The organism is Myxococcus sp. XM-1-1-1, assembly GCF_020037095.1.
GTDB lineage: Bacteria > Myxococcota > Myxococcia > Myxococcales > Myxococcaceae > Myxococcus > Myxococcus fulvus.
Genome location: NZ_JAIQDH010000016.1, coordinates 173268 through 198127, shown reverse-complemented (window position 1 = coordinate 198127; position 24860 = coordinate 173268). Strand labels below are relative to the sequence as shown.

The 24860-nt window shown below is 70.6% G+C and carries 20 protein-coding genes; 8 read left to right on the top strand and 12 right to left on the bottom strand.

Annotated features, from left to right (window positions below):
- Nucleotides 1-86: 86 nt before the first annotated feature.
- The 5 genes from K8640_RS27945 to K8640_RS27925 form a co-directional block, all read right to left on the bottom strand.
- On the bottom strand, nucleotides 87-2354 hold the full coding sequence (locus tag K8640_RS27945; RefSeq protein ID WP_223749842.1) for a PAS domain-containing sensor histidine kinase: 2268 nt from the start codon (nucleotides 2352-2354) through the stop codon (nucleotides 87-89).
- A 270-nt stretch (nucleotides 2355-2624) separates the two neighbouring features.
- A complete protein-coding gene (locus tag K8640_RS27940) occupies nucleotides 2625-3137 on the bottom strand; it encodes a thermonuclease family protein (protein ID WP_223749841.1) in 513 nt (170 codons plus the stop codon).
- A complete protein-coding gene (locus K8640_RS27935; RefSeq protein WP_223749840.1) occupies nucleotides 3125-5026 on the bottom strand; it encodes a lamin tail domain-containing protein in 1902 nt (633 codons plus the stop codon). The genes K8640_RS27940 and K8640_RS27935 overlap by 13 nt, the downstream gene beginning before the upstream one ends.
- A 112-nt stretch (nucleotides 5027-5138) precedes the next feature.
- Nucleotides 5139-7175 (bottom strand): hypothetical protein, encoded by a 2037-nt coding sequence (locus tag K8640_RS42615; RefSeq protein ID WP_255653504.1) that lies wholly within the window; start codon nucleotides 7173-7175, stop codon nucleotides 5139-5141.
- Nucleotides 7176-7330: 155 nt separating this feature from the next.
- Nucleotides 7331-7528 carry a hypothetical protein gene (locus tag K8640_RS27925; RefSeq protein WP_223749839.1) on the bottom strand — a complete coding sequence of 66 codons (198 nt, stop codon included), beginning with the start codon at nucleotides 7526-7528 and terminating at the stop codon, nucleotides 7331-7333.
- Between the two features lie 201 nt (nucleotides 7529-7729).
- On the opposite strand from K8640_RS27925, the gene K8640_RS27920 reads away from it, so the two are divergent.
- Together K8640_RS27920 and K8640_RS27915 are read left to right on the top strand one after the other, a co-directional pair.
- Nucleotides 7730-8503, top strand: coding sequence for an alpha/beta hydrolase (locus K8640_RS27920; protein ID WP_223749888.1), 774 nt, complete (start codon nucleotides 7730-7732; stop codon nucleotides 8501-8503).
- Complete coding sequence (locus K8640_RS27915) at nucleotides 8500-9072, top strand: TIGR02265 family protein (protein ID WP_223749838.1); 573 nt, start codon at nucleotides 8500-8502, stop codon at nucleotides 9070-9072. The genes K8640_RS27920 and K8640_RS27915 overlap by 4 nt, the downstream gene beginning before the upstream one ends.
- Before the next feature lie 6 nt (nucleotides 9073-9078).
- Here K8640_RS27915 and K8640_RS27910 read toward each other — a convergent pair whose 3' ends face one another.
- The 3 genes from K8640_RS27910 to K8640_RS27900 form a co-directional block, all read right to left on the bottom strand.
- Complete coding sequence (locus tag K8640_RS27910; RefSeq protein WP_223749837.1) at nucleotides 9079-10245, bottom strand: acetyl-CoA carboxylase biotin carboxylase subunit family protein; 1167 nt, start codon at nucleotides 10243-10245, stop codon at nucleotides 9079-9081.
- A gap of 156 nt (nucleotides 10246-10401) precedes the next feature.
- Nucleotides 10402-11451 carry a GNAT family N-acetyltransferase gene (locus K8640_RS27905; protein WP_223749836.1) on the bottom strand — a complete coding sequence of 350 codons (1050 nt, stop codon included), beginning with the start codon at nucleotides 11449-11451 and terminating at the stop codon, nucleotides 10402-10404.
- On the bottom strand, nucleotides 11444-12151 hold the full coding sequence (locus K8640_RS27900; protein ID WP_223749835.1) for a hypothetical protein: 708 nt from the start codon (nucleotides 12149-12151) through the stop codon (nucleotides 11444-11446). The genes K8640_RS27905 and K8640_RS27900 overlap by 8 nt, the downstream gene beginning before the upstream one ends.
- A 392-nt stretch (nucleotides 12152-12543) precedes the next feature.
- Between K8640_RS27900 and K8640_RS27895 the strand changes: the two genes are divergently transcribed.
- Entirely contained in the window at nucleotides 12544-13149 is a 606-nt protein-coding gene (locus K8640_RS27895) for a PH domain-containing protein (protein WP_223749834.1), read from the top strand.
- Nucleotides 13142-13897, top strand: coding sequence for a PH domain-containing protein (locus tag K8640_RS27890; protein ID WP_223749833.1), 756 nt, complete (start codon nucleotides 13142-13144; stop codon nucleotides 13895-13897). The genes K8640_RS27895 and K8640_RS27890 overlap by 8 nt, the downstream gene beginning before the upstream one ends.
- A 581-nt stretch (nucleotides 13898-14478) precedes the next feature.
- Here the strand turns inward: K8640_RS27890 and K8640_RS27885 are convergent.
- From K8640_RS27885 to ettA, 3 genes are all read right to left on the bottom strand, one after another.
- On the bottom strand, nucleotides 14479-16107 hold the full coding sequence (locus K8640_RS27885; RefSeq protein ID WP_223749832.1) for a LysM peptidoglycan-binding domain-containing protein: 1629 nt from the start codon (nucleotides 16105-16107) through the stop codon (nucleotides 14479-14481).
- 536 nt (nucleotides 16108-16643) lie between these two features.
- Nucleotides 16644-17099, bottom strand: a complete 456-nt coding sequence (locus K8640_RS27880) for a hypothetical protein (protein WP_223749831.1) — start codon at nucleotides 17097-17099, stop codon at nucleotides 16644-16646.
- 149 nt (nucleotides 17100-17248) lie between these two features.
- The gene (gene ettA / locus K8640_RS27875; RefSeq protein WP_223749830.1) at nucleotides 17249-18928 is read right to left on the bottom strand and encodes an energy-dependent translational throttle protein EttA; all 1680 of its coding nucleotides are present in this window, start codon (nucleotides 18926-18928) and stop codon (nucleotides 17249-17251) included.
- 192 nt (nucleotides 18929-19120) lie between these two features.
- Here ettA and K8640_RS27870 point away from each other — a divergent pair, with 192 nt between their 5' ends.
- From K8640_RS27870 to K8640_RS27855, 4 genes are all read left to right on the top strand, one after another.
- Nucleotides 19121-19504, top strand: coding sequence for a hypothetical protein (locus tag K8640_RS27870; protein WP_223749829.1), 384 nt, complete (start codon nucleotides 19121-19123; stop codon nucleotides 19502-19504).
- Between the two features lie 158 nt (nucleotides 19505-19662).
- On the top strand, nucleotides 19663-20604 hold the full coding sequence (locus tag K8640_RS27865) for an ABC transporter ATP-binding protein (RefSeq protein ID WP_223749828.1): 942 nt from the start codon (nucleotides 19663-19665) through the stop codon (nucleotides 20602-20604).
- A gap of 81 nt (nucleotides 20605-20685) precedes the next feature.
- The gene (locus K8640_RS27860; RefSeq protein ID WP_223749827.1) at nucleotides 20686-21447 is read left to right on the top strand and encodes an ABC transporter permease; all 762 of its coding nucleotides are present in this window, start codon (nucleotides 20686-20688) and stop codon (nucleotides 21445-21447) included.
- 99 nt (nucleotides 21448-21546) lie between these two features.
- Nucleotides 21547-23187 carry a serine/threonine-protein kinase gene (locus tag K8640_RS27855; RefSeq protein ID WP_223749826.1) on the top strand — a complete coding sequence of 547 codons (1641 nt, stop codon included), beginning with the start codon at nucleotides 21547-21549 and terminating at the stop codon, nucleotides 23185-23187.
- A gap of 26 nt (nucleotides 23188-23213) precedes the next feature.
- Here K8640_RS27855 and K8640_RS27850 read toward each other — a convergent pair whose 3' ends face one another.
- Nucleotides 23214-24803, bottom strand: coding sequence for a carboxylesterase/lipase family protein (locus K8640_RS27850; RefSeq protein WP_223749825.1), 1590 nt, complete (start codon nucleotides 24801-24803; stop codon nucleotides 23214-23216).
- Between the last annotated feature and the right edge of the window lie 57 nt (nucleotides 24804-24860).

The window sequence follows — 24860 nt, the reverse complement described above, 5'->3', positions numbered from 1 at the left end:
TCCGGGTGCGTCCCCAGGAGCAAGTGCGCCATGCCTGCTCGGCAGGTCCGGAATACCCCGTGGAGTCGTCCAGGGCAGGCGAGGCGTCAGGGCCAGGCGGCCACATGCGCCGGGGCGGAGAGCACACGCGGCAGGCGGACCATGAAGAGGGTGCCGTCGCGCGCGTTGGAGCGCACGCGCAGCCGGCCGCCGTGGGCATCGACGATGTGCTTCACGATGAAGAGGCCCAGTCCCAGGCCGCCGCGGCCGTCCCGTGACTCGGGGCGCTCGGCGCGCTTCATGGGCTCGAACAGGCGCGACAGCAGCTCGGTGGGGATGGGGTCGCCCATGTTGTGCACGCAGAGCACCACGCAGTCGCGCGTGCCATGGGTGCGCACCAGCACCGGGCAGTGGCTGGGGCTGTAGCTGAGGGCGTTGTTCACCAGGTTGGTGATGACCTGGGCCAGCCGGTCCGCGTCCCACAGGCCCGCGCCGCTGCCGCCGTACTCAAGCTCCAGCGTGCGCTCGGGGTGCGCGAGCCGCACCTCGTCCAGCACCTGCCGCGTCAGCTCGTGCAGGTCCAGGGGACGGGGCTGCATGGGGATGCCCCCGCCCAGCCGGGCCTGGGTGAAGTCCAGCACGTCGCGCAGCATGCGCGTGGCGCGATTGGCGCTGGAGAGGATGCGGTCGATGACCTTGCGCTGGCGCTCGTCCAGGTTCTCGCGCCGCAGGAGCGTGGTGGACGCCATGGTGATGGCGGACAGGGGGTTGCGCAAATCGTGGCCGACGATGCCGATGAGCAGCTGCTCGAACTCGGCGCGGCGCCGGGCCTCCTCCTCCGTGGCGCGCCGCTCGGTGACGTCCTGCATGGCGCCCACCATGCGCAGGGGCCGGCCGGCCGCGTCGCGCACCACCTGCCCCCGGTCCTCGACGACGGCCCAGGTGCCGTCACCCCGGCGGAAGCGGTACTCGTCGCGCCAGTGCTCCTGGCCCTGGTCCATGACGGCCTGCATGTCCCGGGCGACGCGCTCGCGGTCATCGGGGTGGATGCTGAGGGTCCACCAGTCGATGTCCATCGGCGCGTCGTGGGACGCCACGCGGAACTGGTGCAGGGCCAGCTCGCTCCACTCGATGCGCCCGGTGGCCAGGTCCCAGTCGTAGATGACGTCGCTGGTGGCGCGCGTGGCCAGCCGGTAGCGCATCTCCGACTGCCGCAGGACCTCCTCGGCGCGGCGGCGCTCGGTGATGTCCAGGGACACGCCCGACACGCCGCGCACCCGCCCGTCCGGGCCCAGGTCCGGGGAGACGTAGGCCATGAACCACCCGCCGCCGACCTCCATCTCCAGGGAGAACGTCTCGCCCGCCTGCGCGCGGCGCGCGGCGTCGAGCAGCTCCGGCCGGCCCGCGTACACCTCCGCGGTGTTGCGGCCCACCATGGTGCCGGGCTCCACGCCCATGGCCTTCAGGCCCTGTCCCTCGAAGAGGGTGATGTTGCCCACGGCGTCGGTGGCCCACAGCACGACGGGCAGCTCGGTGATGACCCGGCGCAGCCGCTCCCGGGCCTCGTCGCGCTCCTTCTGCGCCAGGCGCGCCTCGGTGACGTCCGTGGAGATGCCGCACACCGCATGCGCCTGTCCGCCCACGCCGGGCAGGGCGAACTTGAGCGAGTGATAGGTGTGCCAGCCGTCCGGGCGCCGCACGTGCTCGTCGGACTCCAGGGGCTGGCCGGTCGAGAGGACGCGGCGGTCATTGGCGGTGAACACGTCCGCCACCTCGCGGGAGAACAGCTCGTAATCGGAGTGCCCCACCGCTTCTTCCCTGCGCACGCTGCCGTGGACCTCGAAGGCCCGGTTGACGAAGAGGTAACGCCCCGAGGCGTCCTTCGCGTAGATGGCGGCGGGCGCGTGCTCCAGGATGTCGTGCAGCTTCGTCTCCGTCTCGCGCAGCGTCCGCTCCCGTTGGTGGGAGTGGCGCTGGACCGCGTCCGCGATGCACACGTCGATGACGCGGTTGAGCGCGCGCATGCCCTCGAAGTCCGGGGCCCACCCCGCGTCCTCCAGCACCTCCACGAGCACCTCCCGCAGCAGGCCGTACTCGCGCACCACCGCGGCGATGTCCGAGCCTTCCCGGGCATGCTCCGCGCCGCGCCCGCCCAGGGCCAGCGGACCGCTCCAATCAGGCGAGACGCTGAGCACGCGCAGCAGCTCCACCACCGAGTCCACCCAGGCCTGGGAGCCCGTCAGCTGCTCGAGGCGTCGGCGCGGGGCCGCGTCTGCCGCCGCGCCCGCGCGGGCCTCCCAGCGCCGGGCGATGTCCTCCCGTCGCGAGGACAGGAGGTCCAGCAGGAGGCTGGTGGGCATGGGGCAGGGGTTCATGGGCACGCCCTCCTCCCCCGTCTCGAGCGAGGCCAGGACCGACACGTCCCAGCCACGCAGCGCGCGTCCTCCCGGGGGCGCGCTCGTGCTGGCCCGCCCTTGGCCGGTCGCTCGTGGGAGCGGACCGTGCTGGATGATTCGCGCGGAGGCATGGCCGTCAGCAATGGGATATTGCGCCCGAGGCTTGCGGGCTCCTCGCCCTCTCGTGCCGACTGGACGCAGCCCCGCTCGGGAGGCGGGCATCAGGGCGCTGCGTGTGCTCTGCGTGATTCATGCGCAGGGCACCGGCGAGCAGGCGCCCCACAAGCCACGTCGGGCACGCCGGGCCTGGGCCTCCAGGGCTTCGAGTTCCCGACGGCGTGAGTCACCCGCGGGCGGGACATGGAGCACGCAGGCGAGGCCCCGCTCCACGAGCAGCGCGCTCACGTCGCGGCCATCGACGAAGACGTAGGCGAGCCGGCGACCGAAGCGGTCCTCACACGCCTCCGCGTCGACGAGCGTCACCTGGCGGCCCTCGACAAGGCTCCGGTTGAACGCGTGCGCCTCGCGGCCGAAGCACTCGCGTCTGCCCACCGTGAGCTCCGGGGTGTCCGCGAGCAGATAGCGGACACGCACGCCGCCCTCCAGGACGAGGGTGTCACCGTCGAGGACCTCCGTCACCAGCCCCGTCGAGGGACCACACCTGCCACCCGGGTCCGCACCGCACCCGAGGGCGCTCGTGACGAGCCATGCCGTCAGGAGGACGAACCACCAGGTCGCGGGGATGGGGTTCAGCGCGGGCATGCGCGGTTCTCCAGTCCCGGCGTGCCCCGGTCTCCCAGGCCATAGCGCGCGCTCGAAGGCGCGGCGCAGAAGCTGCCTGGCAGGTCATTGCGCTGGGCATCACTGCTCGCGGGGTCCACCTGCCAGGACACGCCCGGCGTCGCGGCGTTCGACCAGCTGATGGCGTCCAGCACCCGGCCGTCCCTCATCAACCGGAGCGAGCGGGCTCCCGCGGTGTTGGCGAGGTTGAAGGAGAAGGTGGCCAGCACCGCCGGCAGGCCCCCGTTGAGCGCCGGGTCCAGGCTGCGCGCGAGCACCGCGCGGCTGCCAGTCCTCAGCGACAAACAGAGCGCGGCGTCGAGCGGCGTGCTCGCTCCGCTCTCGTTCATCATCGTGACGCCGTTGAGGTCCACCTCGCGTGTCGCGAGGATTTCGACCCACTCGCCCACGCCGTCGGCGACCACGGTCGGGTCCGCCATGAGCTCCGTGAGGACGAGAGAGCCGACCTCCGGTACGCGGACCGCGCGAGCGCGTCCCGTGACCCGGTCGATGCAGGTGGAGCCTGGGGGACCGGCATCTGGCGGTCCAGCATCCGGCGGACCGGCGTCGCGAGGCCCCGCGTCCGAGGTCGAACCTGCATCGCGCCCGCCATCCGTGGAGCCTCCACCTGAAGAGCCCGCGTCGCGCCCTGCATCCGATGCACCGGCGTCCCCTCCGCCGCCATCCGCGGTCCCGGCGTCTGTGTCCCCCTCGGTGCATCGGGCGTTCCCGCGTCCCGGAGTCCCCAGGTTGCCACGCTCGCCATAGCGCTCCCGTGCGGGACACCATGACGACAGTGAATCGTTGTCGGACGCATTCGCTCGCTCCACCGACACCTGGGTCGCCACGCCCTCGCGTGCGGGGCCGTACTCGACCGCGTCCACGACCACGTCCCCTGCTCGTACGAGCACGACACCGCCCGCGTTGCGGAGGTCCACACCGAACGTGGCCAGCGGCGTGGGCAGCCCTCCGTTCAGGACCGCATCCGCGCGACGGGCGAGCAGCGCGGACCCTCCCGCGGGGAGCGACAGACATTGCGTCCCCTGCAGCCGTGTCCCCGAGGTGTCCGAGCCCACCGTCAATCCATTCAGGTCCACCGGAGCCAGGGCCAGGACCTCCACCCACTCGGCCGAGGTGTCATCGCCGATGGGGTTCACCATCAGCTCGGTGATGACCAGCTCACCCACGCGGGGCCACCGCACCGGACGCGCTGCCAGGCCCTCCAGCGGGGAACAGCGCTCCACGCCCGCCTCGCCTCCGGAGGCTCCTTCCGTCGGAGCACAGGGCGCGTTCGCCGAGCCCGGACTCCCCTGGAACCCACCACCCACGGTGGAGCCTCCGGAATCACACCAGCGCGTCGGGTCGTCATTGCCGGCGGAGTCCGGCACCAGTCGCCCGTCATACACACGCGCGACACCACTCTTCGCGGGCGCCGTGAGCGGGACTTCATCCACCACCCTGGAACCACACCGCAGCCCCAGCCGTCCCGACGAGTTCCCCAGCGCGCCCAGCGAATCGCCGTAGGACAGGTCCACGTGCGCGGGCACGGTTCCCTCGCGAACGTCGCCCAGCACCAGGTAGTCACCGGGTGCCAACGACAGCGGCGCGTCGAACAGGAAGGTCTTCTCCTGCGAGCCATCCGAGCGCGAGGCATGGAGCGTCAGTCCCTCCAGGCTCACCGGCACCGAGAGCGGATTGTGCAGCTCCACGTACTCGCGCCCCGTGTCCGTTCCGTCGGGGTCGTTCAGGTACTCGGTGATGACGACGTCCCCCGGCAACAGGTCCGCGCAGGCGTCCTCTGCCCACTCCTCCGCCGGCGCCCCACAGCCGCTCAACCCCACCACGCACAACCACCATCCCCAGCGCCTCACGTCACCCCTCCTCATCACCGACTCCCCTCCCCACCACTCCACGCTTCAGAAACCGCGTCTCCACCACCAGCCCCTCCTCGTCCTCCCGCGAAGGTGCTCAGCGCATGCCACGTCAGAACCGCGTCTCCACATCCAGTTGGAACAGGTGGCGCGGTTCATCCGGCGGCGTGCGCGCGGTCCGCGCGTCCTTCAGGTCCACGACCCACGCGTAGCGCCCTCGCATCGTCGTCCTCTCCAGGACGCTCCAGCGCAGGTCCACCGTCGTGCGCACCTCCTGTCGGAGCCGCGTCCTCTCAGACAGGTCCTCGTCCTTCCACTGGACCCGACCTCCCACTCGCCAGGACTCCGCCGGCCGAAGCTTCAGCTCGACGAGCGCCCGCCCATCCCATCGCGCCGTCGTCGCCCCCGTCTCCACCACGCGCGCATGGCCGTACTCCCAGGCCACCTCGACCTGCTCCGACAACACCGAGCGCACCCGCGCCGTGGCTCCCTGCCGCCCTCCGTTCGAGCACGCCGCCATCTCCTCCGGCTCCGCGTCCCCGTCCCGCTCCACCTCCGCGCACAGCGTGGACAACCCCGCGCCGGACAAGCGCGCATCGAGCCGGAGCGACGGCTGCAACCACGTCCAGGCCAGCACATCCACCAGGGCCGAGGCCCTCAGACGCGTCAGCCCCGCGGTCCCCTCCACCACGCCATCCGAGGGCAGCGTCCAGCCATCCACCTGTCCGAGAAGCCGCCACGCGCCCTCGTCGCGGTGCAGGTAGCGCAGCCGCACGCCCAGCTCGTTGCGAACCCGCTGCCCCTCCAACACGTCCGCCCCCGAGGTCGCGCCACTGTAGGGATTCACGAAGCCCCGTCCGTAGTAGCGCAGCGACACCTCCAGCTCTCGCCCCACTCCCGAGACCACCGTGCGCTGAAGCGCCGCCCAACCCCCACCCGCCCCCGGCACGGAGTCGAAGCTGCGCGAGAGCTCCAGGAAGACATCCACCGGCCCCGCCCCCCACGCCGCATCCACGCCCACCGCGCCGAAGCCCCCGCCCGACGGGTAGCGAGCGCCCGGCTGGAAGTCGAGCACCGCGCCCTCCACCGCGAACCCGGGCCGCGCCCCCCACCCCGTCACCCCGAGCCGCGCTCGCGGCGAGACCGCCAGCGTCGCGTTGCCCCCTCCCGCCCACTCACGAAACACCCCTGGCAACGAACCAGCCCGGAGCTTCTCCCTGCGCGCCCCCGCCACCAGCACCTCCGGCGCCGCGCACGCCCCCGAGGAACACCCGCCCCTGTCCAACACCTCCGAGCGCCGCACCGAGCGCCCCTGATACGAACCGAAGCCCGTGAGCGTCAGCTCCACTCCGCTACCCAGCGCCCCACGCACGCTCCCCGCGACCCCGCGAAAGGCCTCGTCCCAACGGAAGTCCGGGGTGATGTCCGCGTCGCGCGCGTCCTCGTCACACGCCGAGGACGTCAGCAGGCACTCCCGCTCGAGCGCGCCTGGAGGACGCACGCCATCATCCGGAAGGACACCCTCCGGCGAGGGCAGCGCCGTGGTGTCCAGCGTGAGCCGCTGACCGAACCCCAGCCGATACGTGCCCACCAGCACCGAGGCCCGCGTCCCCGTCCACCGCGCATGGAACTTGGGCAGCAACACCGCCGAGCCCGGCGCCTCCACCACGAGCGCCCGACTCCGCGCATCCCGCCGAGGCGTCCCCACCCTGCGACGCGCCCAGACCGCGAGCACTCCGACGCGCAGCCCCCGAAGCCCTCCGGCCCGCATCTGCAGCGCCACCGGAGGCCCTCGCGAGTCCGACAGCGCGAACGCCGTCAGCAACCTCGCGTCCCCCGTCACGCGCCCCGACTCCTCCCCCACCAGGAACGGCGCGAGCCGCCGCGCCTCCGCCTCCGTCAGGAGCGCTGACGCGTCACCGGCGTCACGCGCACGCAACCACGCATCCACCTGCGCGTACGTAAGACCCGGAAGCGAATGGAGCATGTCCCGGGTCGCCCGCTCCGGCTCGACCCCCGCCCGGCGCAGCGCCACCAGCGCCGCCCAGCTCTCGGCGGAGAGCGTCCCCTCTTCCAGCAGCCCGAACAGCTCCAGCTCACCGTCGACGTCGGGCTCCACCTCGTACGGGGCCGCCCAGGCCGACGACATCCCCCACAGCCACAACCACCCCCACCACCCCAGGAACCGATGCACGCGGCGCCGGCACTGCACGCCACAGACCACGCTTCCCTACAGTGGCGCCCCACGCTTCCCGCATCCGGACCTGGGATTGAGCGTCCAGCCTCCGGACACCCCGCGAGGCCTCAGGCGAGGACCTGATGCCGCGAGTCCACCAGCAGCAGTTCCTCCATGACGGACCGGGCCGCCACCGCCCGGGCCAGCGCCGCCGCATAGCGCAGCCGCGCCTCGTCACTGCCATCCAGCGCCGCCCTCGCGCGCTCCAGGTCGGCCTCGGTCAACATCAACAACGCGGACAGGTGCAGTCGGTTCAGTTCCAACAAGGGAGACTCCGGAGGGGGGCGGCCGCTGCCTTCCCAGTATGACAGGAAGCACCAACGACCCCAGGTCCCCGTGTCGGGCTGCACTCCCGAGGCCAGCCGTCCTGTCAGGCGGATGACCCCTCGGGTGTGCGCCCCAGAACCCCTGGCCGCGCCGGAGCGGGCGCCGGGGGCCCATCCATGTATGCTGTCGGCCGCATCCACATGGGCCACGTCCACATCGTCCGAGACCTTCCCTCCCCCCAGGAGGGCTTCTCCCGCACCGTGCGCATCTACACGCCGGACGCGTACGACTCGATGCCCTGGCATCGCTTCCCCGTGCTGTACATACACGACGGGCAGAACGTCTTCGCCCATCCGGAGTCCGCGCTCTTCGACACCTGGTGCGCCAACCTCGCGCTCGAACAGGCGGTGGACTCGGGCCACCTGGAGCCGTGGATCATCGTCGCGGTGGACTCGGGCCAGGGGCGGCTCCAGGAGTACTCCCCCTGGGACGACACCACGGGCCGGGTGAAGGCGCGCGGCGAGTCCTACGCGCGCTTCCTCGTCGAACACTTGAAGCCCCTGGTCGACCAGCACTACCGCACCCGCGAGGGCGCCGAGTGGACGGGCGCCATGGGCTCGTCGCTCGGCGGGCTGATGTCGCTGTACCTGGGCTCGCGCTACCCGAACATCTTCGGCCGCATCGGCGCGCTGTCGCCCACCGTCATGTGGAGCAACAGCCGGCTGTTCTCCGAGTGGGGCACCCACCCGCGCCGCTGGACGCGCATCTACCTGGACGCCGGCGAGCAGGAGTTCATCCACGCCGACGGCGTCCCGCTCGACTACGGGCGCGGCACGCGCGCGTTCTACGAGCACCTCAAGACGCTGGGCTACGCGGACCACGAGGTGTCGCTGGTGCTGGAGCCGGGCGGTGAACACCACGAGCGGGACTGGCAGCGTCGGCTGCCCCTGGCGATGCGCTGGCTGCTGGCGTGAAGTCCGGCACCTCCGTCCCCCTCGAGCAGCGCATCGTCTACTCGCAGGTCGTGGAGGGCCTGTTGCAGCACGGGCTCTCCGGCCGCATCTCCCCCCGGCTCCAGAAGCGGCTCGAGCAGGCCGGCATCAACGTGAAGGGGCCGCTGAACCCCACCTATCCGGTGGTGATGTGGAGCCGCTGCCTGCGCGTCATCGTGGAGGAGACCTGGCCCGGTCTCACGCTGGAGGAGGGCTTCCGCCAGCTCGCCGCCGCGCACGTGGAGGGCTACGGACGCACGTTCATCGGCCGCGCGGTGTTCGGCGTCATGAGGCTGCTCGGTCCCCGGCGGCTGGTGCTGCGGCTGCCCCAGACGCTGCGCGCCACGGACAACTACACCGAGGTGCAGCTGGTGGAGAAAAGCCCCACCGAGTTCGAGATGCGGATGAACTCCGTGCTCGACACCCCGGGCTACGCGGAGTCCCTCTTCGAGAACATGCTGCGCGTGGGCGGCGCCGAGTCCCCCAAGGTGACGACGCTGTCCGTGGAGGAGGGCCACACCACGTACCTGCTCACCTGGAAGGAGCGCTGAGCCAGGTCACTTCTTCGTGGCCTGGATGAAGCGCACCGCCTCCCGCATCGCGTCCAGGTCGGTGTGCCGGGACAGGTACATCTCCTCGCCCAGGAGGCTGTGGTAGATGGGCGGCAGCTCGCGGTGCAGCAGGAGCGCGGGCCCCAGCTTCTTCACCACCTCGTCGTGCGAGTGCAGGTAGCGCCGGCCGTGGCGCCTGGCGCTGTGACACACGTGGTAGCGCGGCGTGTAGCGGAAGTCCGCCACCGGGTCCCCCGTCATCACCCGCGCCCAGAGCCGGTACACGTCGATGTCGCACGTGTAGTTCATCATGTCCGGGATGAAGCCGCCGGGCGGCCGCAGGTTGGCCTCCAGCACCACGAAGCGGCCGTCGGGCAGCCGGAAGAACTCCAGGTGGAACCAGCGCTCGCGCAGGCCGAAGGCCTCCACCACCTGACGGCCGAGCACGTCCAGCGCGGGGGGAATCTCCAGGTGGCTCCAGAAGGAGATGTCGCGCCGCTCGACCACCGTCTCCATGCCGCCGTCGCTGTACTCGTGGCTGAGCGTGAAGACGATGACGCCGTGGCGGTCCACGATGCCGTCGTAGGTGACGATGGTGCCGCGCACGAAGGGCTGCGCGACGTAGGTCGTGGGCAGCGGGTGGGCCAGGGCCGTGTCCACGTCCGCGTCGCTCGCGACCTTGAAGGTGTTGGCGGCGCCCACGCCCACGTCGGGCTTGAGCACCAGCGGGTAGCCCACGCGCGCGGCGAACTGCTTCACCTGCGCCGCGTCGCGCACGCGGATGAGGTCCGGATGGGGTACGCCCGCCTGATGGAACACCTGCGCCATGCCCGACTTGGAGCGCATGCGGTGGATGTCCGCGGGGTGGAGGCCGGGGACGTGGAAGTCCTCGCGCAGGCGCGCCTCGACTTCGAGCCAGGATTCGTTGAGCGAGTCGATGCGCTCCAGCCGCCCGTGCCGCCAGGTGAGGTAGCCCGCCGCCCGGGTGAGCGCGTCCTCGTCGTGCAGGCTGGGGACGAAGTAGTACTCGCGCAGCGAGTCGCGCAGTTCCTGGCGCAGGGACTCGTAGGGCGCGTCACCGATGCCCAGCACCGTCACGCCCCGCTCGCGCAGCGCGGTGACGAAGTGGAAGAAGTGGGACGGGAAGTGCGGAGAGATGAAGACGAAGTTCATGGCTCCTCGGGGCGACAGTCCCGGCTCTCCATGAACCATAGCGCGCCGGGCGCCTTCTCCCAGTTCCTTGTCGAGCCCCTCGAGGCCCCAGGCGACGGTAGATTCTACCGTCGCCGAGCGGGCCCCCCGCGCGAGGGGACGCTCCCCGAGGGAATTTCAGCGCAGGTGCGTGAAGACGCGGGGCGAGGCGGGCCAGGCCACCTCGGGAGAGGCCAGCGCGCAGACGATGCGCATGCCTCCGGACCAGGGCACCCACCCCGAGCCGAGCATCAGCCCGGCGGGGACACAGGGGCTGCGCACCATCGCCGCGCAGTGGGCCCCGCGCGTGGCCATGTCCCGCATGGCGACACGCAGGAAGCGCTTGCGCTCCTCGCGCGGCACCGATGCGTCCAGCGCCAGGAGGTCGACGAGGGAGATGGTGAGCGTGTCCCGGGCGTTCATCTGGAACAGGTAGGAGTTGACCAGCCCTCGCACCGCGCCGTGCCGCTCCAGCACCAGGGTGCGCGGCACGTCGCGGTACTGGAGCTGATGGGCCAGCCGCTCCGCGGTGTAGCCGTAGCCCAGGCTCACGTGCTCCATGGACTGCTCCACCAGCGCCATGCAGGCGGGCAGGTCCTCGGGGCGGTAGGGACGGATGCCGTGGGTGTCCAGGTCGACGGGCCGCCTTCGTGGCAGCCGGCTGGCCAGCGAGAAGAAGGCGCGCTCGGGGAAGGACGCCGCCCAGCGGGCCACCGCGGCCGGGTCGAAGACGTGCAGCCACAGCCCCAGCGAGCCGAAGGCGCGGGTGCCCCGCACCCTCTTCCAGAACCGCTCCCCCACCGAACCGAGCCCCACGCACGCCAGCGTCATGGCCGCGCCGCGCTCGCGCTGACGGGCCCCCAGCTCCTCGACCAGCTTGTGGCCCACGCGATGGCCCCGGAACGCCGGGTCCACGCTCAGCCAGCTCCCATAGGTGCCATCCACGTCCTGGCCCCCGAGCCGCAGGCGGATGGGCTCCGCGAAGAAGACCCCCGCCAGCTTGCCATGCACGTACGCACCCAGCCGGTACTCGGGCGTGGCGAGCGGGTTGCCGAACAGCACCCAGTCGAGCATGCGCGGCTGGAAGTCCGTCAGTGGCCCCTGGGACGCGTAGTACTCGCCCCAGACGCGGTTGATGAAGCGGGACGCGTCCTCGGCGCCGCCCTCGTACGTCCGCACCTCAACCATGGCACTGCTCCCGGACCTCCGGGGTGACAGCGGTCTGCGCGGGGTGGGGACCGAACAGGTGCGTGAAGAGCGCCCGCGTCGGAGGCGTGAGCATCTCCCACGCGGGCACGTGGACGCGCTCCTCGGCGACGAGCACCTTCGCGTAGAGCGCCTCGTAGACGCGCTTCACCGTGCCCGGGGCGATGGCGTCCACGTCGAAGGCGGGCACCAGCCCCACCAGCGTGTAGCCGCGGTCCTCGGCGTTGCGCTGCCCCAGCGGCGTCTTCAGCGTGGAGTAGTACAGCACCACCTCCGCGCCGATGTTGCGCCCCACCACCTCCAGCGCCGAGGTGCCCAGCGAGCCGATGCCCACACCCCGGCGCGACGGCTCCACGACGCCCAGCGCCGCGGAGAGCTGGAGCCCTCGCACGTTCCGCTCCAGCGTCAGCAGGCCGATGATGTCCCCGCTGCGCTGCTCGCGACACACGATGGCGTACAGCGGCCGCTCGGGTGACTCGCCGCGCAGATAGACCTCACGCTCGTAGAAGGACGGGTCCAGGTGACGGCTCTCCGTGCCCACGCGGATGTCCGGGTACCAGGTGGACAGCAGCGTGGTGAGCCGGGGGATGTCGTCTCGAGAGAGCTGCTCGGCCGTGCAACCCACCGGCGTATCCAGACCCGACAACATCTCCTCGAGACCCAACCAGCGCATCACGTTCATGCGGCGCCACGGTAGGGTCGCGCGGCGCTGAACCAAGCGCCCGATACGTGGAAACCCGCGAGGTTGTCTCTGAGACGTCAGCACGCTTCGGCAAGCGTGACGTGCTCCACAGCCCGCGCGTCACCGAGTGGTCAGCCTCCCCTTCCCCGCGGAAGCACCCGCGGCGCGGTGTCGATGGCGCGACGCGCGGCTGCCTTCCGGGGTGTTCGCACGGCGGTCCCGACCTCTGGCGGAAAGGAGCATTTCCCCTGTCTTCCCGGGCATCCATCTGCCCGCGCGTGCGCGGGGGCGGGGGCATGACGACGGGGGGGTGGACCGGTGTATGAAATGGGTGTCGGGTTCCCGCGTTGGGAACAGACAGTGACCGTCCGAGACACCCTGGTGAGCCATCCATGATTCCTGGCGGACCCGCCACCTCCTCGCGCCCGCCCCAGCACGCGATGACGCCCGCGAAAGCGGCCTCACCGTGGAAGCTGCCGGTGGTGCTCCAGCCCCACCAGAACCTCCTGGCCAACTACCTGCTGGGCTCGCTGCTGGCGGGGCCGGGCTTCCCCATCCTCGCGCTCATCCGGTACTTCAAGTACCGCACGCTGCGCTACGAGCTGGACGAGGAGGGCATCACCATGCGGTGGGGCATCCTCTTCCGCCGCGAGGTGTCGCTCACGTACGCGCGCATCCAGGACATCCACCTGTCCAGCCACGTGGTGGAGCGATGGCTGGGGCTCGCGCGCATCCTCATCCAGACGGCCAGCGGCAGCGCCCAGGCGGAGATCACCATCGAGGGCGTGCAGGACTTCGAGGCGATGAGAGACCTGCTCTACTCGAAGATGCGCGGGGCCCGGGACACGAAGGCGGACGCGCAGGTGAAGCCCGCAGCGCTGGTGTCCGGTGAGTCGGAGGCGCTGGCCGCCGCGCTGCGCGAGGTCGCCGCCGAGGTGCGCGCGCTGCGACAGGAGCTGGGCACGCCCGCCGTCACCCCGGAGAAGACGAATGGCTGACGTGCCCCATGCATGGCTGCTGCGCTGGTTGAAGGTGCCCTCCGAGCGCCAGCTCCCCGAGGGCACGGTGCGGGTGTTCAACGCGGCGCCCGCGTACCTGAACTACCGGCGGGTGCTGCTCGCGCTCAAGCAGGTGGGCGTGCTCGCGGGCACGGTGGTGGGCTGGTTGTTCATCAGCCGTTGGGTGCCGATGATCCTCGACTTCCCGTACACCCGGCCGGTCATGTACGCGCTCGAGGCGTTCGTGTGGGTGGGCTACCTGGTGATGTTCCCGGTGAGCTTCTTCGTCATCCGGCTGGACTACGAGCTGCGCTGGTACGCGCTCACGGACCGCAGCCTGCGCGTGCACGAGGGCGTCATGTCGCTGCGCGAGAAGACGATGACGTTCGCCAACATCCAGCAGATCTCCATCCAGCAGAACCCGCTCCAGCGGCTGCTGGGCATCGCGGACGTGAAGGTGGAGACGGCGGGTGGCGGCAGCGGCGCGCGTGGCAACGATGCGGACCTGGACCCGGCCGAGCACCTGCACGAGGCGCGATTTCGAGGCGTGAGCGACCCCGAGGCGATTCGGGACGCCATCCTGGAGCGCGTGCGGATGCACCGCGACACGGGCCTGGGCGAGTCCTCGGAGCTCATCACGCGGCCCGAGGAGCCCGTCGCCACGACGTCCTCCGTGGCGGCCGCGAAGGAGCTGCTCGCGGAGGTGCGGGAGCTGAGGGGCACGCTCGCCTCGCGCCGCTCGCCGTGAGCGTGGAGTCCAGGGAGCAGGTCGCGCCCGCTCCGGAACGGCGACCCTCCCCGAGGTGACGGAGGCGAGCCGCACGGCGCGCGCGTCGGGCCCCGACGTTGGGCCTCCTCGCGGCGAAGCGCTCGCCCTGAGCAGGGTCAAGCTTCTCGCGGCGAGGTGCTCCCGCGGAGCCGGGCCGAGCTCGTGCCGCGCCGCTTGCCCCCACTTCAGGATGCGAGCCAGGAACCAGGCCTCGTCGCGGCGAGGCGCTCGCCCTGAGCCGGGTCGAGCTTCTCACGGCGAGGCCCTCCTGCTGAGCCGGGCCGAGTTCGTGCCGCGCCGCTTGCCCCACATCAGGACGCGAGACAGGAACCAGGCCTCGTCGCGGCGCGGCGCTCGCCCTGAGCCAGGTCGAGCTTCTCGCGACGAGGCCCTCCCGCGGAGCCAAGCCGAGCTCGTGCCGCGCCGCTTGCCCCCACACCAGGCGCGAGGCGGGGGCCAGGCCACTCGCGGCGAGGCTCGTCCCCCGGCCCTGGACATGGAACAGCCCGGTCGACCCACCAGGGGCCGCCGGGCTGTCTTCGTCCATGCGACGCGGGTGATTACGCGTTCGGGCGGACCATCGTCACGTCGAACTGGCGGCCGACCACGTAGCCGTCGCGAGGACCGGGGCGGGTGAGGTTGCCCGTGTTGGGGTCCACGTAGAAGCGGTTGTTCGCGTTGGTGTCCGCGCCGCGGCTCTGGTTGCGGGTCGCCGGGTCGTTGAACGTGTAGTAGGTGCGGCCCTGCGCGTCCGTGCCGCGACCCGTGATGACCACGAAGTGGTCCGTGATGCCGTCCGCGTTGCCGACGTTGCGGCCCGTCTTGTGGTTGACGCCCACGACCACCGGCTTGCCCGCGGCCAGCTGCTGGTCAATGTAGTTGCGCCCGCGCTCCGCCGCCGCGCGGTCCACCGTGATTCCGTTGGGGCCCTCGCTGGTGGCGACCTGGATGCGCTGGTCGACGCTCGTCACGTTGGCGCCGGCCTGGCGGGCCATCGCGGTGGCGGCGCGGAAGCACGCCTTGTCACCCGCGCGCTCCACCTGCGAGGCGTCGTACTGGCTGATCCACGGGGTGCGCGTCTGCACCGCGGCGCGGTCCGTGGCCGCCGCGACCTGCGCGGTGTCGCTCATGTCCGTGGGCGTCGCGCCCCCGGTCGTGGTGACGGGGCGCTCCGAGGACGGGCGCGGGCGGGGAATCGGCACGTTGTCCGGCAGCACCGTGTCCGACGTGGGGCGCTCGGAGACCGGGCGCGGCTGGGGAATGGGGACGTTGCTCGGCTGGGCCTGGTCGGTGTTGCCGGTGCGGTAGCCGCGCGCGTCGAGCGCCGACACGAGCGCCGTCTCGCGGCGCGTCTGGTCCGCGCGCAGGCGGCTCTCGCTGTGGTCGAAGCCCGCGGCGCGCAGGACACCCTGGTCGTTGCGGTACGCGTTCACGCGCGCGTCGATGAGCGAGTCGCGGGTGACGCCGCGCGGGTCCTGGGCCAGCCTGGGCATCTCGCGGTTGATGAAGTTCTGCGCGGCGCGAGGCGACTGGGTGTGCAGGTCGAAGAACGTGGACGCGAGCAGCGCGTTGTTCGGGTCCAGGCCCGCGGCGCGCGCGGCGCGCTCGTAGGCGGGGGTGGCGTTGGTCAGCTCGCGGTTCCAGATCTGGTCCGCGTGCTCGGGCGAGCGCGCACCGCCGCCCTGGTAGGAGAACGAGCCGCGGTTGTGCTTCGCGTTGCCCGGGTCCGTGTGGCCACCGTAGCTGGAGGTGGTGGAGCCGTCGGGGCGGCGGTTGCCCTCGGAGGTGCCGACGATGATGGCCGCCTCGGAGTTGGAGCCGCCGCGCGTGAAGGCGCCCAGGTCCTGGATGTTGCGGTAGCCGTTCTGCGTGCCGGACACGTTGTTGGACGTGATGCCCGCCGCCGCCGTGGTGCCCGCGTCGAAGGTGTCGCCCGGGGTCTGCGTCTGCTGGCGGCGCAGGCCCTGGTTGTTCTGCGTGGACGCCGCCGCCTCGAAGCCGTCCTGCTGGCCGGGCAGCCGCAGGGTGGCCCCCGCGCGAATCTTGTTCGGGTCCGCCAGGTTGTTGAGACGGGCCAACTCGTCGACCGTGGTGCCCTCGCGCTTGGCGATCTTCGTGAGCGTGTCCCGCTCCTGGATCTTGTAGCTGCGGGTGTCGCGCTCGCGGTTGCTGACGTTCCTGACAGACATGTGGATGGCTCCCTATGAGGTCCGACGCGCCCCTCCCCAATGGCTGTCAGCCGGGAAAGCGCATCAACAGACGCCAAACGGATTTTCCAGATCACCCACCCAAAGTTGCGAACCCACCCAAATTCACCTTCCCCTACAGAGGGAAACCACGCGCTCCCGCACCCCCTGTCCGCCTGTTAATGCGGTGCATTATCTGGGGAATTCCGGACAGCCCGTGACCTGATTGCCACACTCAATTTTCAGCCTCACGACTATTTTTTGACCCAATCACCTGCAATCACTTGCGGGTCGGGTGTCTGCTCTGGCCGACAGTGAGTCTGTCTGGACGCCGACGCTTCCCGGACGGACGAGGCCCGTGACGCAGTAGCAGCCGAAAGGTTCTGTCTGACTGAAATCAGCGTCGAGCACTCACGGGCGCATCAAGACGCCACAGCCAGCGACAGGTCCCGGCGACTCAATCCCACGACATTCAAAGTTTCCGACTTCAATGAATGTCACGAATGAGTCAAACCGGGACCGTCGCGGTGCCACGGGGGTTACTGGCAGTTCGCCGGCTCCTTGCACGAGTAGGTCCGGGTCACGCTGGCGCGGAAGCCATCCGTCCGGTTGGGGCCCAGCGGGATGCACTGGCCCAGGGTGTCGGAGATGTTGCAGCCGCCCGCCGGGCAGTTCGCCGCCACCGTGGAGGTCAGCAGCGTGCGCGCCTGGCTCATCGCCGCGCCGCAGGTGGCGCCCTCACCCGAGCGCGTCGCCGTGTAGCGCGTGCTCCCGCACGTACACGCGGGCGGGCAATAGGTGCGAATGCCATCACACTCCACCCAGCCGCCGTTGTCCGGGCTGGAGGTGCACGTGCTGCCCGCCGACGAGCACGTCACCGGAATCCCGCTCGGACAGGACTGCTCCACGCTGCACAGCGCCGCCTCGGAGGACTCGAGCACGCCCTGCTCCTCGCTCGGGTCCCCGGCGTTGCACGCCGTCAGTCCAAACATCACGACAGCCACCACACTCAACAGCCCACGGGTTCGAAGGTTCATGCGCCGGGACGCTAGAACCCCCCGTGAAGCCACATCAAGAACGGAAAGGTCTCCACACCCTCTCTACCAGGAGAGAGTGGGAGACCTTCCCACGCGCGGCCCGGCGCTCAGGACTTGGAGACGGGGCGGTAGCGGATGCGGTGCGGATTGAGGGCGTCGGGGCCCAGGCGCTTCTTCTTGTCCGCCTCGTAGTCCTCGAAGTTGCCCTCGAAGAAGAAGGCCTTGCTGTCCCCCTCGAACGCGAGGATGTGCGTGGCGATGCGGTCCAGGAACCAGCGGTCGTGGCTGATGACCACCGCGCAGCCCGCGAAGCTCAAGAGCGCGTCCTCCAGGCTGCGCAGCGTCTCCACGTCCAGGTCGTTCGTGGGCTCGTCGAGCAGCAACAGGTTGCCGCCGCTCTTGAGCATCTTCGCCAGGTGCACGCGGTTGCGCTCGCCGCCGGACAGGTCCTTCACGCGCTTCTGCTGGTCCTGGCCCTTGAAGGCGAAGCCCGCCAGGTACGCGCGGCTGGGCACCTGGCCCGCGCGGCCCAGGTCCAGGTGGTCCAGCCCGCCGCTGACCTCGTCGAACACGCTGTTGTCGCCGTTGAGCGCGTCGCGGCTCTGGTCCACGTAGGCCATCACCACCGTCTCGCCAATCTTCAGCTCGCCCGCGTCGGGCTTCTCCGTGCCCGTCATCATCCGGAACAACGTCGTCTTGCCCGCGCCGTTGGGGCCGATGACGCCCACGATGCCGCCCGGCGGCAGCTTGAAGCTCAGGTCGTCGATGAGCAGCCGGTCGCCGTACGCCTTGCGCAGGCCCTTGGCCTCCACCACCAGCCCGCCCAGGCGGGGCGCGGGCGGGATGATGACCTCGCCCGTGGCGTCGCGCTTCTCCTGGCCCTGGTTGAGCAGCTCCTCGTACGCCGCGATGCGCGCCTTGCTCTTGGCCTGGCGGGCCTTGGGCGACTGGCGCACCCACTCCAGCTCGCGCTTGAGCGTCTTCTGGCGGTGGCTCTCCGACTTCTCCTCCAGCTCCAGCCGCTTCTGCTTCTGGTCCAGCCAGCTGGAGTAGTTGCCCTTCCAGGGCACCCCCTCGCCGCGGTCCAGCTCCAGGATCCACTCGGCCGCGTTGTCCAGGAAGTACCGGTCGTGGGTGATGCAGACGATGGTGCCCTTGTACTCCTTGAGCGCCTGCTCCAGCCACGCGACGCTCTCCGCGTCCAGGTGGTTGGTGGGCTCGTCGAGCAGGAGCAGGTCCGGCTTCTCCAGCAGGATGCGGCACAGCGCCACGCGGCGCTTCTCACCACCGGACAGCTTCGTCACGTCCGCGTCGCCCGGCGGCAGCCGCAGCGCGTCCATGGCCATCTCGATGGTGCGGTCCAGCTCCCAGCCGTTCACCGCGTCGATGGAGTCCTGCAGCCGGCCCTGCTCGGCCAGGAGCTTCTCCATCTCCGCGTCGCTCATGGGCTCGGCGAACTTCGCGCTGACCTCGTTGAAGCGGTCCAGCGAGGCGCGAATCTCCTTCAAGCCCAGCTCCACGTTGCCCTTCACGTCCAGCGACGGGTCCAGCTGCGGCTCCTGCGCCAGGTAGCCGACCTTCGCGCCCGGGTCCGGCTTGGCCACGCCGAAGAACTCCGTGTCCACGCCCGCCATGATGCGCAGGAGCGTCGACTTGCCGGAGCCGTTCGGACCGATGACGCCAATCTTCGCGCCGGGGAAGAACGACAGGTAGATGCCCTTGAGGATCTCCTTGCCGTTCTTGACCTTGCGCAGGTCCTGCATCGTGAAGATGAAATTCTGGGCCATCTGGGGCTTCCTGCTCTGAGCGGGTGGGGGCTCGCGGATACCAGGGTGGAACAACGCACTCAAGGCGAGAGCGTCCCGCCCCTCGGCGGAAGTCCACTGCCCGCCTCACCTTCCCCTCTCCACCCCGCCGTGCTTGGCTCCCAGGCTCATCGCGTCCGGCACCACGACCCACTTCGCCCCCCCGAGGTCGCCATGCGCCGCCTTCCCCTGTTCGCCGTCCCCCTGCTCCTGTGTGCCTGCCAAGGCCCCGAGGTCGCCCAGGACACGCCCGCCCCCACCCAGGGCGAGCAGCCTTTGACGACGCTCACCGGCACCATCCATTCCTGCAACATGCAGGGCTTCGGACGCCCCACCTTCACGTGCGAGGGCATCATCAGCGGCGGTACCCCGCCCTACGGCTTCAACTGGGTCGGCGTCAGCAACGCCACCATCCTCACCATGCTGCCCATGGGCGACGTGCTGTCGCGCGCCAACGGCCGCTGCACCGCCGGCCTCCAGGCCCACGTCCAGTACATCGTCTGGGACTCCGCGGGCGCCTCCGTCACCACGGACGTCTTCTTCCCCTGCACGGTGTGACAGGGCGCCCGGACGCGCGGTCCCTCTCCCGAGGGCGCAAGGCACGCCGCCTCCTCGCGGGGTGAGGGTCGACACGACACATCTCGTCATCCCCGGGCGCATGCGGGCTCTCACAAGCCAAGCGCCCCGCCATCGAAGGTGTTACACGAGGCGGCGCCATGTCGACCCCCACCCCCGCCCTGGAGCTCCAGGGACTCACCAAGCGCTACGGCGACTTCACCGCCTTGCAGCAGATGGACCTCACCATCCGGGCAGGGGAGATCTTCGCGCTGCTCGGCCCCAACGGCGCCGGCAAGACGACGATGATCGGCAGCGTGTGCGGCCTGGTCCGCAAGACGGCCGGCACCATCCGCGTCTTCGGCCAGGACCTGGACCAGGACAGCGTGGGCCCGCGCTACCAGGTGGGCCTCGTCCCCCAGGAAATCAACTTCGACCCGTTCTTCACCGTGGCGGAGTCCCTGCGCATCCAGCAGGGCTTCTACGGCCAGAAGCAGGACGAGGCCCGCGTGGACGAGGTGCTCACCGCGCTCAACCTCCAAGGCAAGAAGGACTCGCTCACGCGCGCCTTGTCCGGCGGCATGAAGCGCCGCCTGCTCATCGCCAAGGCCCTGGTGCACAAGCCCAGGCTGGTGTTCCTCGACGAGCCCACCGCGGGCGTGGACGTGGAGCTGCGCCGCGACCTCTGGACGTACGTGCGCAAGCTGGCCTCCGAGGGCACCACCATCGTCCTCACCACCCACTACCTGGAGGAGGCGGAGGAGCTGGCCGACCGCGTGGGCATCATCAACGAGGGCCGCCTGCTCATGGTGGAGGACAAGGCCACGCTCTTGCGCCGCTTCGGCGAGAAGCGCGTCGTCGTCAGCTTCACCGAGCCGCAGTCCAGCCTGTCGGAGGCCGCGCGCCGCTTCACCTCGCGCCTGTCCGAGGACGGCCGTTCGCTCACCTACGTCGAGCGCGAGGGCGCCGCCCCCGCCGGGGACTTGCTGCGCGTGCTGTACGCGGAGGGGCTCCCCATCGCCGACGTGGAGACGCGCCGCTCGCGCCTCGAGGATGTCCTCCTGGAAGTGCTCCGCGGTCGTCCCTCGCCCCAGGCCGCCTGACCCCACCCCTTTCTCGCGCCCGCCCACGAGGACGCGCCTTCCCAAGGCGACGCCTCGGGGCCGCGCCGCCATGACACCACCATGAACGTCCTCGGGATGCAGACGCTGTTCGTGAAGGAGGTCCGGCGCTTCATGCGCGTGCCGGGGCAGACGGTCCTCTCTCCGCTCATCAGCACCACGCTGTATTTCATCGTCTTCGGCTACTCCATCTCCGGCCGCGTCGCCGAGGTGGAGGGCTCGCCGTACCTGCACTTCATCGTGCCGGGCCTGGTCTTCCTCGGCATCGCCAACAACGCCTTCCTCAACAGCTCCTCGTCGCTGTTCATCACGAAGATCCAGGGCACCGTGGTGGACCTGCTCGTGGCCCCGCTGGGCCCCGGCGAGCTGATGGCGGGCTTCATCGGCGGCGCCATGGTGCGCGGCCTCGTCGTCGGTGGCCTCACCTGGGCCGTGGCCGGCCTGTTCACCGGCTTCAGCCTGGAGCACGCGTGGGTGGCCGCCTACTTCCTGCTCATCGCCTCCTACGTCTTCAGCGTGCTGGGCCTGCTCGCTGCCGTGTGGGCGGAGAAGTTCGAGCAGATCAACTTCTTCCCCACCTTCGTGATGTTGCCCCTCACGTTCCTGGGCGGCGTCTTCTATTCGGTGCGCGAATTGCCCGCGCCCTGGAGCACCATCAGCCTCTTCAACCCCATGGTCTACATGGTGGAGGGGCTGCGCTACGGCATGCTCGGCAAGAGCATGTTCTCCCCCGCGCTGGGCGCCGGAATCCTCGCGGGCGTCGCGCTGGTGGCCACCGCCGCCGTTTACTTCGTGCTCCGTTCGGGCTACCGGATGAAGGCATGAGACCCACCCGGACCTTCACCCCATTCCGTCAATGTGGGGTGACAGACGACTGGCCATTTCCCGCACGGTGAGAAAGGGAGATATCCTCCCGGACACATCATGGCGGTGCCATTCGGTAAGTACGAGTTGCTGCGGAAGATTGCGTCGGGCGGAATGGGCCAGGTGTTCCTGGCCCGTGAGCACGGCACGGGATTCGAGCGGCTGGTGGTCCTCAAGCTCATCCTCCCGCACCTCGCGGAGGACGATGAGTTCTTGTCCATGTTCCTGGACGAGGCCGGGCTGGTGGCCCGTCTCACCCACCCCAACCTCATCACCATCCTCGACCTGACGCAGATTGAAGGGCGTCACTGTCTCGCCATGGAGTACGTCCAGGGCGACGACGTGCGGCGGCTGGAGAAGTTCTCCCGGACCCAGGGCAAGCCCCTGTCGGTGGGCCTCATCCTGCGCATCATCGCGGACGCGGCCGCGGGGCTGCACTACGCGCACCAGGCAAGAGACCCGCAAGGCCGGCCCATGCGGCTGGTGCACCGCGACGTGTCCCCGCAGAACATCCTGGTCGGCTTCGACGGCGGGGTGAAGGTCATCGACTTCGGTGTGGCCAAGGCGGCCACCAGCAGCGCCAACACCGCCACGGGTGTGCTGAAGGGGAAGTACCCCTACATGTCCCCGGAGCAGGCGAGCGGCCTGGCCATCGACGCGCGCAGCGACTTGTTCGCCCTGGGCGTGGTGATGTGGGAGCTGCTCACCGGCAAGCGGCTGTTCAAGGGCGACTCCGACCTGATGACGCTGCGGCTGGTGAAGGACTGCCAGGTGCCCAGGCCCTCGCAGCTCAACCCCAAGCTGCCGCCCGGGCTGGATGAGGTGGTGCTCAAGGCCCTGGCGCCCACGCCCGAGGAGCGCTACCCGGACTGCGGCGCGTTCCGGCTGGCGCTGGAGGACTACGCGCTCAACCTGCGGCTGCCCACGAGCAGCGCGCACCTGTCCGCGTACCTGCGCGAGCTCTACAACGAGCGCATCTCCACGGAGACGGACCCGGCGAAGCTGGACCAGCTGGCCGAGGACGCGGACCTGGACTCGCGCTCCAACTCGTCGTTGAGCGGCGTGGGCCCCTCCGCGCAGGGCGCGCGCACGTCGGCCTCGCGCCAGCAGCGCAACGTCACGCCGGGCACGCGCTCGCGTCAGGCCGTGGCCGCCGCGGTGGGCGGGCCGGTGGTGCAGGACCGCACGCGGGGCACCTCGCCCATGGAGCGCGTGGTGGAGCCCAGGCGCGTGCCGTGGGTGCCCGTCATCGTCGTGAGCGCGGCCCTGCTGGTGGCCGGCGCCGCCATCGTCTTCCTGCGCGGCCCCGCGAGCGTCACCCCGCCGACGGAGAAGCCGCCCGTGCAGGCCGTGGTGGTGGAGCCGGAGAAGCCGCCCGCGCAGCCCACGAAGCCGCCGCCCGTGGAGCCGGTGAAGACGGTGGAGCTGCCCGTCATCACCGAGCCGCCCGGCGCCACGGTCAGCATCGCCGGCGAGGAGCGCGGCGTGACGCCCATGAAGCTGGCGCTGGAGAAGGGCGCGCCCATCGTGTCGGTGACGCTCGCGCTCGCGGGCTACGAGCCGGTGACGCGCGAGGTCTCCGCCGCGGACGACGAGCTGCGCCTGGAGCTGCGGCGCCAGGGCGGCAAGTCCCCTGGCACCACGAAGCGGCCGCCCGGGGGCACCCCGAGCGGCAACCTGGGCATCAAGACGGGCCGCTGACGGCCCGCCTCATCCCCGCGTGAAACTCAAGGGGTGGCCTGGGGCCGCCCCTTGCTCTTCGCGGCGGTGGAGGTGGCGCCCTTCGAGCCGCCCGCGGCCCCCCGAGGCATCGCCGGGGGCTTGGGCTTGGCGAAGGCATCGATGAGGGGGATGCACAGCGTGGCCACGTCGAGGATGGCCTTGTCGAAGTCCGTCTCCGCCGTCACCGTGGGCGCGAGCCGCAGCAGCCGGTCCGCCTCCTGGGTGTGCTCGTGCCAGTCGACGCCGCCCACGCTCCCCGGCTTCTCGTCGCGCGCGAAGCGGACGATGGCGTCGAGCATGTGGCCGGCCCAGGCCCTGTCCTTGTCATTCATGAACCCCTGGTTCGGCGGGCCCAGCTCCGTCGTCCCGAGGAAGAACGGAATCTCCTGGCCGTGGGGCACACCGTTCGGGCTGCGGGGGCGCAGCATCTCCGCGGTGTAGTCGAAGGCGTAGCGCCACACCGGGTTGCCGCGGGACGCGTGGAGCGTGGCCAGGTAGCGCGGCAGCACGGCGAACACGAAGTCGCGACACATCCTCCGGCCAATCTCCCGGTCCCCCAGCTGCTTTCCGTACAGCGCGCGAACCGTGTCCGCGAGCCCGCCGAGCTTCTCCAGGATGGTGCCCGGGTCGATGCCGAAGGAGGCCACCACGCTGGAATCATCGCTGGTGTTGCCGATGACGAGCGGCAGGTCCAGCTGCTCCCCGGCCAGGAAGGTCTCCCGGATGCCCAGGGGCAGCACGGAGTCCCCCGCGATGGGGCAGGGGGCGTTGTTCACGTCCGACGGCAGCGGCCAGAAGCGCTCCGCGGGGAGGGCCCGCAGCTTCTCCATGGAGACCTCGTGCCAGTCCAGGCCCAGCCGCTGGGCGGTGGCCTCGCCGCAGTATCTCGCGTCCGCCAGGGGCTTCTCCGCGAGCACATACGAGCTCATGGCCACGCCCCGGTGGAACAGGTCCCGGCCGCGCATGAGCGGTGAGCAGTAGAGGGCCAGCACGCTCTTGGCGCCCGCGGACTCGCCCATGAGGGTGACATTGCCGGCGTCCCCGCCGAACAAGGCGATGTTGTCCTTCACCCACTCCAGCGCGAGCATCTGGTCCAGGAGCCCGAAGTTGGCGGGGCCGTTCGGCTGCTCTTCCTGCAGCTTCGGGTGCGCGAAGAAGCCCAGGTGGCCCAGGCGGTAGTTGAGGGTGACGACCACCACGTTCTTCATCGCCAGCGGCGAGCCGTCGTAGGCCTCGAAGCGCGAGGCGCCGAGCACGAAGGCGCCGCCGTGGAGCCACACCACCACGGGCAGCTTCGCGTCCGCGTCCAGCTTCGGCGTCCAGACGTTGAGGTGCAGGCAGTTCTCGTCCGGCTCCCCGGGGTCCCCGCCGCCGGACTCGATGCAAGCCTGCCTCGACTGCATGGAGGCCGGGCCGTACTCGGATGCATCCAGGATGTGACGCCACGGCTGGGCCCGCTGCGGCGCCCTCCAGCGCAGGTTGCCCACCGGCGGCTGCGCGTAGGGAATCCCCTTGAAGACGAAGACCGGGCCCTCCACCAGACCCTGCACCTGCCCTTCCTTCGTGCTGACCACGGGCGACCTGCTGGCGTTCATTCGCTTGGCTCCGTTGCTTGGATGACTGTCCATTCGGGTGAAAAGACACACGCCACC

Excerpts from the sequence above, each read along its gene's own strand:
- K8640_RS27945 (WP_223749842.1), bottom strand. The coding sequence starts at position 2,354 with ATGAACCCCTGCCCCATGCCCACCAGCCTCCTGCTGGACCTCCTGTCC.
- K8640_RS27940 (WP_223749841.1), bottom strand. The coding sequence starts at position 3,137 with ATGCCCGCGCTGAACCCCATCCCCGCGACCTGGTGGTTCGTCCTCCTG.
- K8640_RS42615 (WP_255653504.1), bottom strand. The coding sequence starts at position 7,175 with ATGTCGTCGGCCTGGGCGGCCCCGTACGAGGTGGAGCCCGACGTCGAC.
- K8640_RS27920 (WP_223749888.1), top strand. The coding sequence starts at position 7,730 with ATGGGCCACGTCCACATCGTCCGAGACCTTCCCTCCCCCCAGGAGGGC.
- K8640_RS27910 (WP_223749837.1), bottom strand. The coding sequence starts at position 10,245 with ATGAACTTCGTCTTCATCTCTCCGCACTTCCCGTCCCACTTCTTCCAC.
- K8640_RS27905 (WP_223749836.1), bottom strand. The coding sequence starts at position 11,451 with ATGGTTGAGGTGCGGACGTACGAGGGCGGCGCCGAGGACGCGTCCCGC.
- K8640_RS27900 (WP_223749835.1), bottom strand. The coding sequence starts at position 12,151 with ATGAACGTGATGCGCTGGTTGGGTCTCGAGGAGATGTTGTCGGGTCTG.
- K8640_RS27895 (WP_223749834.1), top strand. The coding sequence starts at position 12,544 with ATGATTCCTGGCGGACCCGCCACCTCCTCGCGCCCGCCCCAGCACGCG.
- K8640_RS27890 (WP_223749833.1), top strand. The coding sequence starts at position 13,142 with ATGGCTGACGTGCCCCATGCATGGCTGCTGCGCTGGTTGAAGGTGCCC.
- K8640_RS27885 (WP_223749832.1), bottom strand. The coding sequence starts at position 16,107 with ATGTCTGTCAGGAACGTCAGCAACCGCGAGCGCGACACCCGCAGCTAC.
- ettA (WP_223749830.1), bottom strand. The coding sequence starts at position 18,928 with ATGGCCCAGAATTTCATCTTCACGATGCAGGACCTGCGCAAGGTCAAG.
- K8640_RS27870 (WP_223749829.1), top strand. The coding sequence starts at position 19,121 with ATGCGCCGCCTTCCCCTGTTCGCCGTCCCCCTGCTCCTGTGTGCCTGC.
- K8640_RS27865 (WP_223749828.1), top strand. The coding sequence starts at position 19,663 with ATGTCGACCCCCACCCCCGCCCTGGAGCTCCAGGGACTCACCAAGCGC.
- K8640_RS27860 (WP_223749827.1), top strand. The coding sequence starts at position 20,686 with ATGAACGTCCTCGGGATGCAGACGCTGTTCGTGAAGGAGGTCCGGCGC.
- K8640_RS27855 (WP_223749826.1), top strand. The coding sequence starts at position 21,547 with ATGGCGGTGCCATTCGGTAAGTACGAGTTGCTGCGGAAGATTGCGTCG.
- K8640_RS27850 (WP_223749825.1), bottom strand. The coding sequence starts at position 24,803 with ATGAACGCCAGCAGGTCGCCCGTGGTCAGCACGAAGGAAGGGCAGGTG.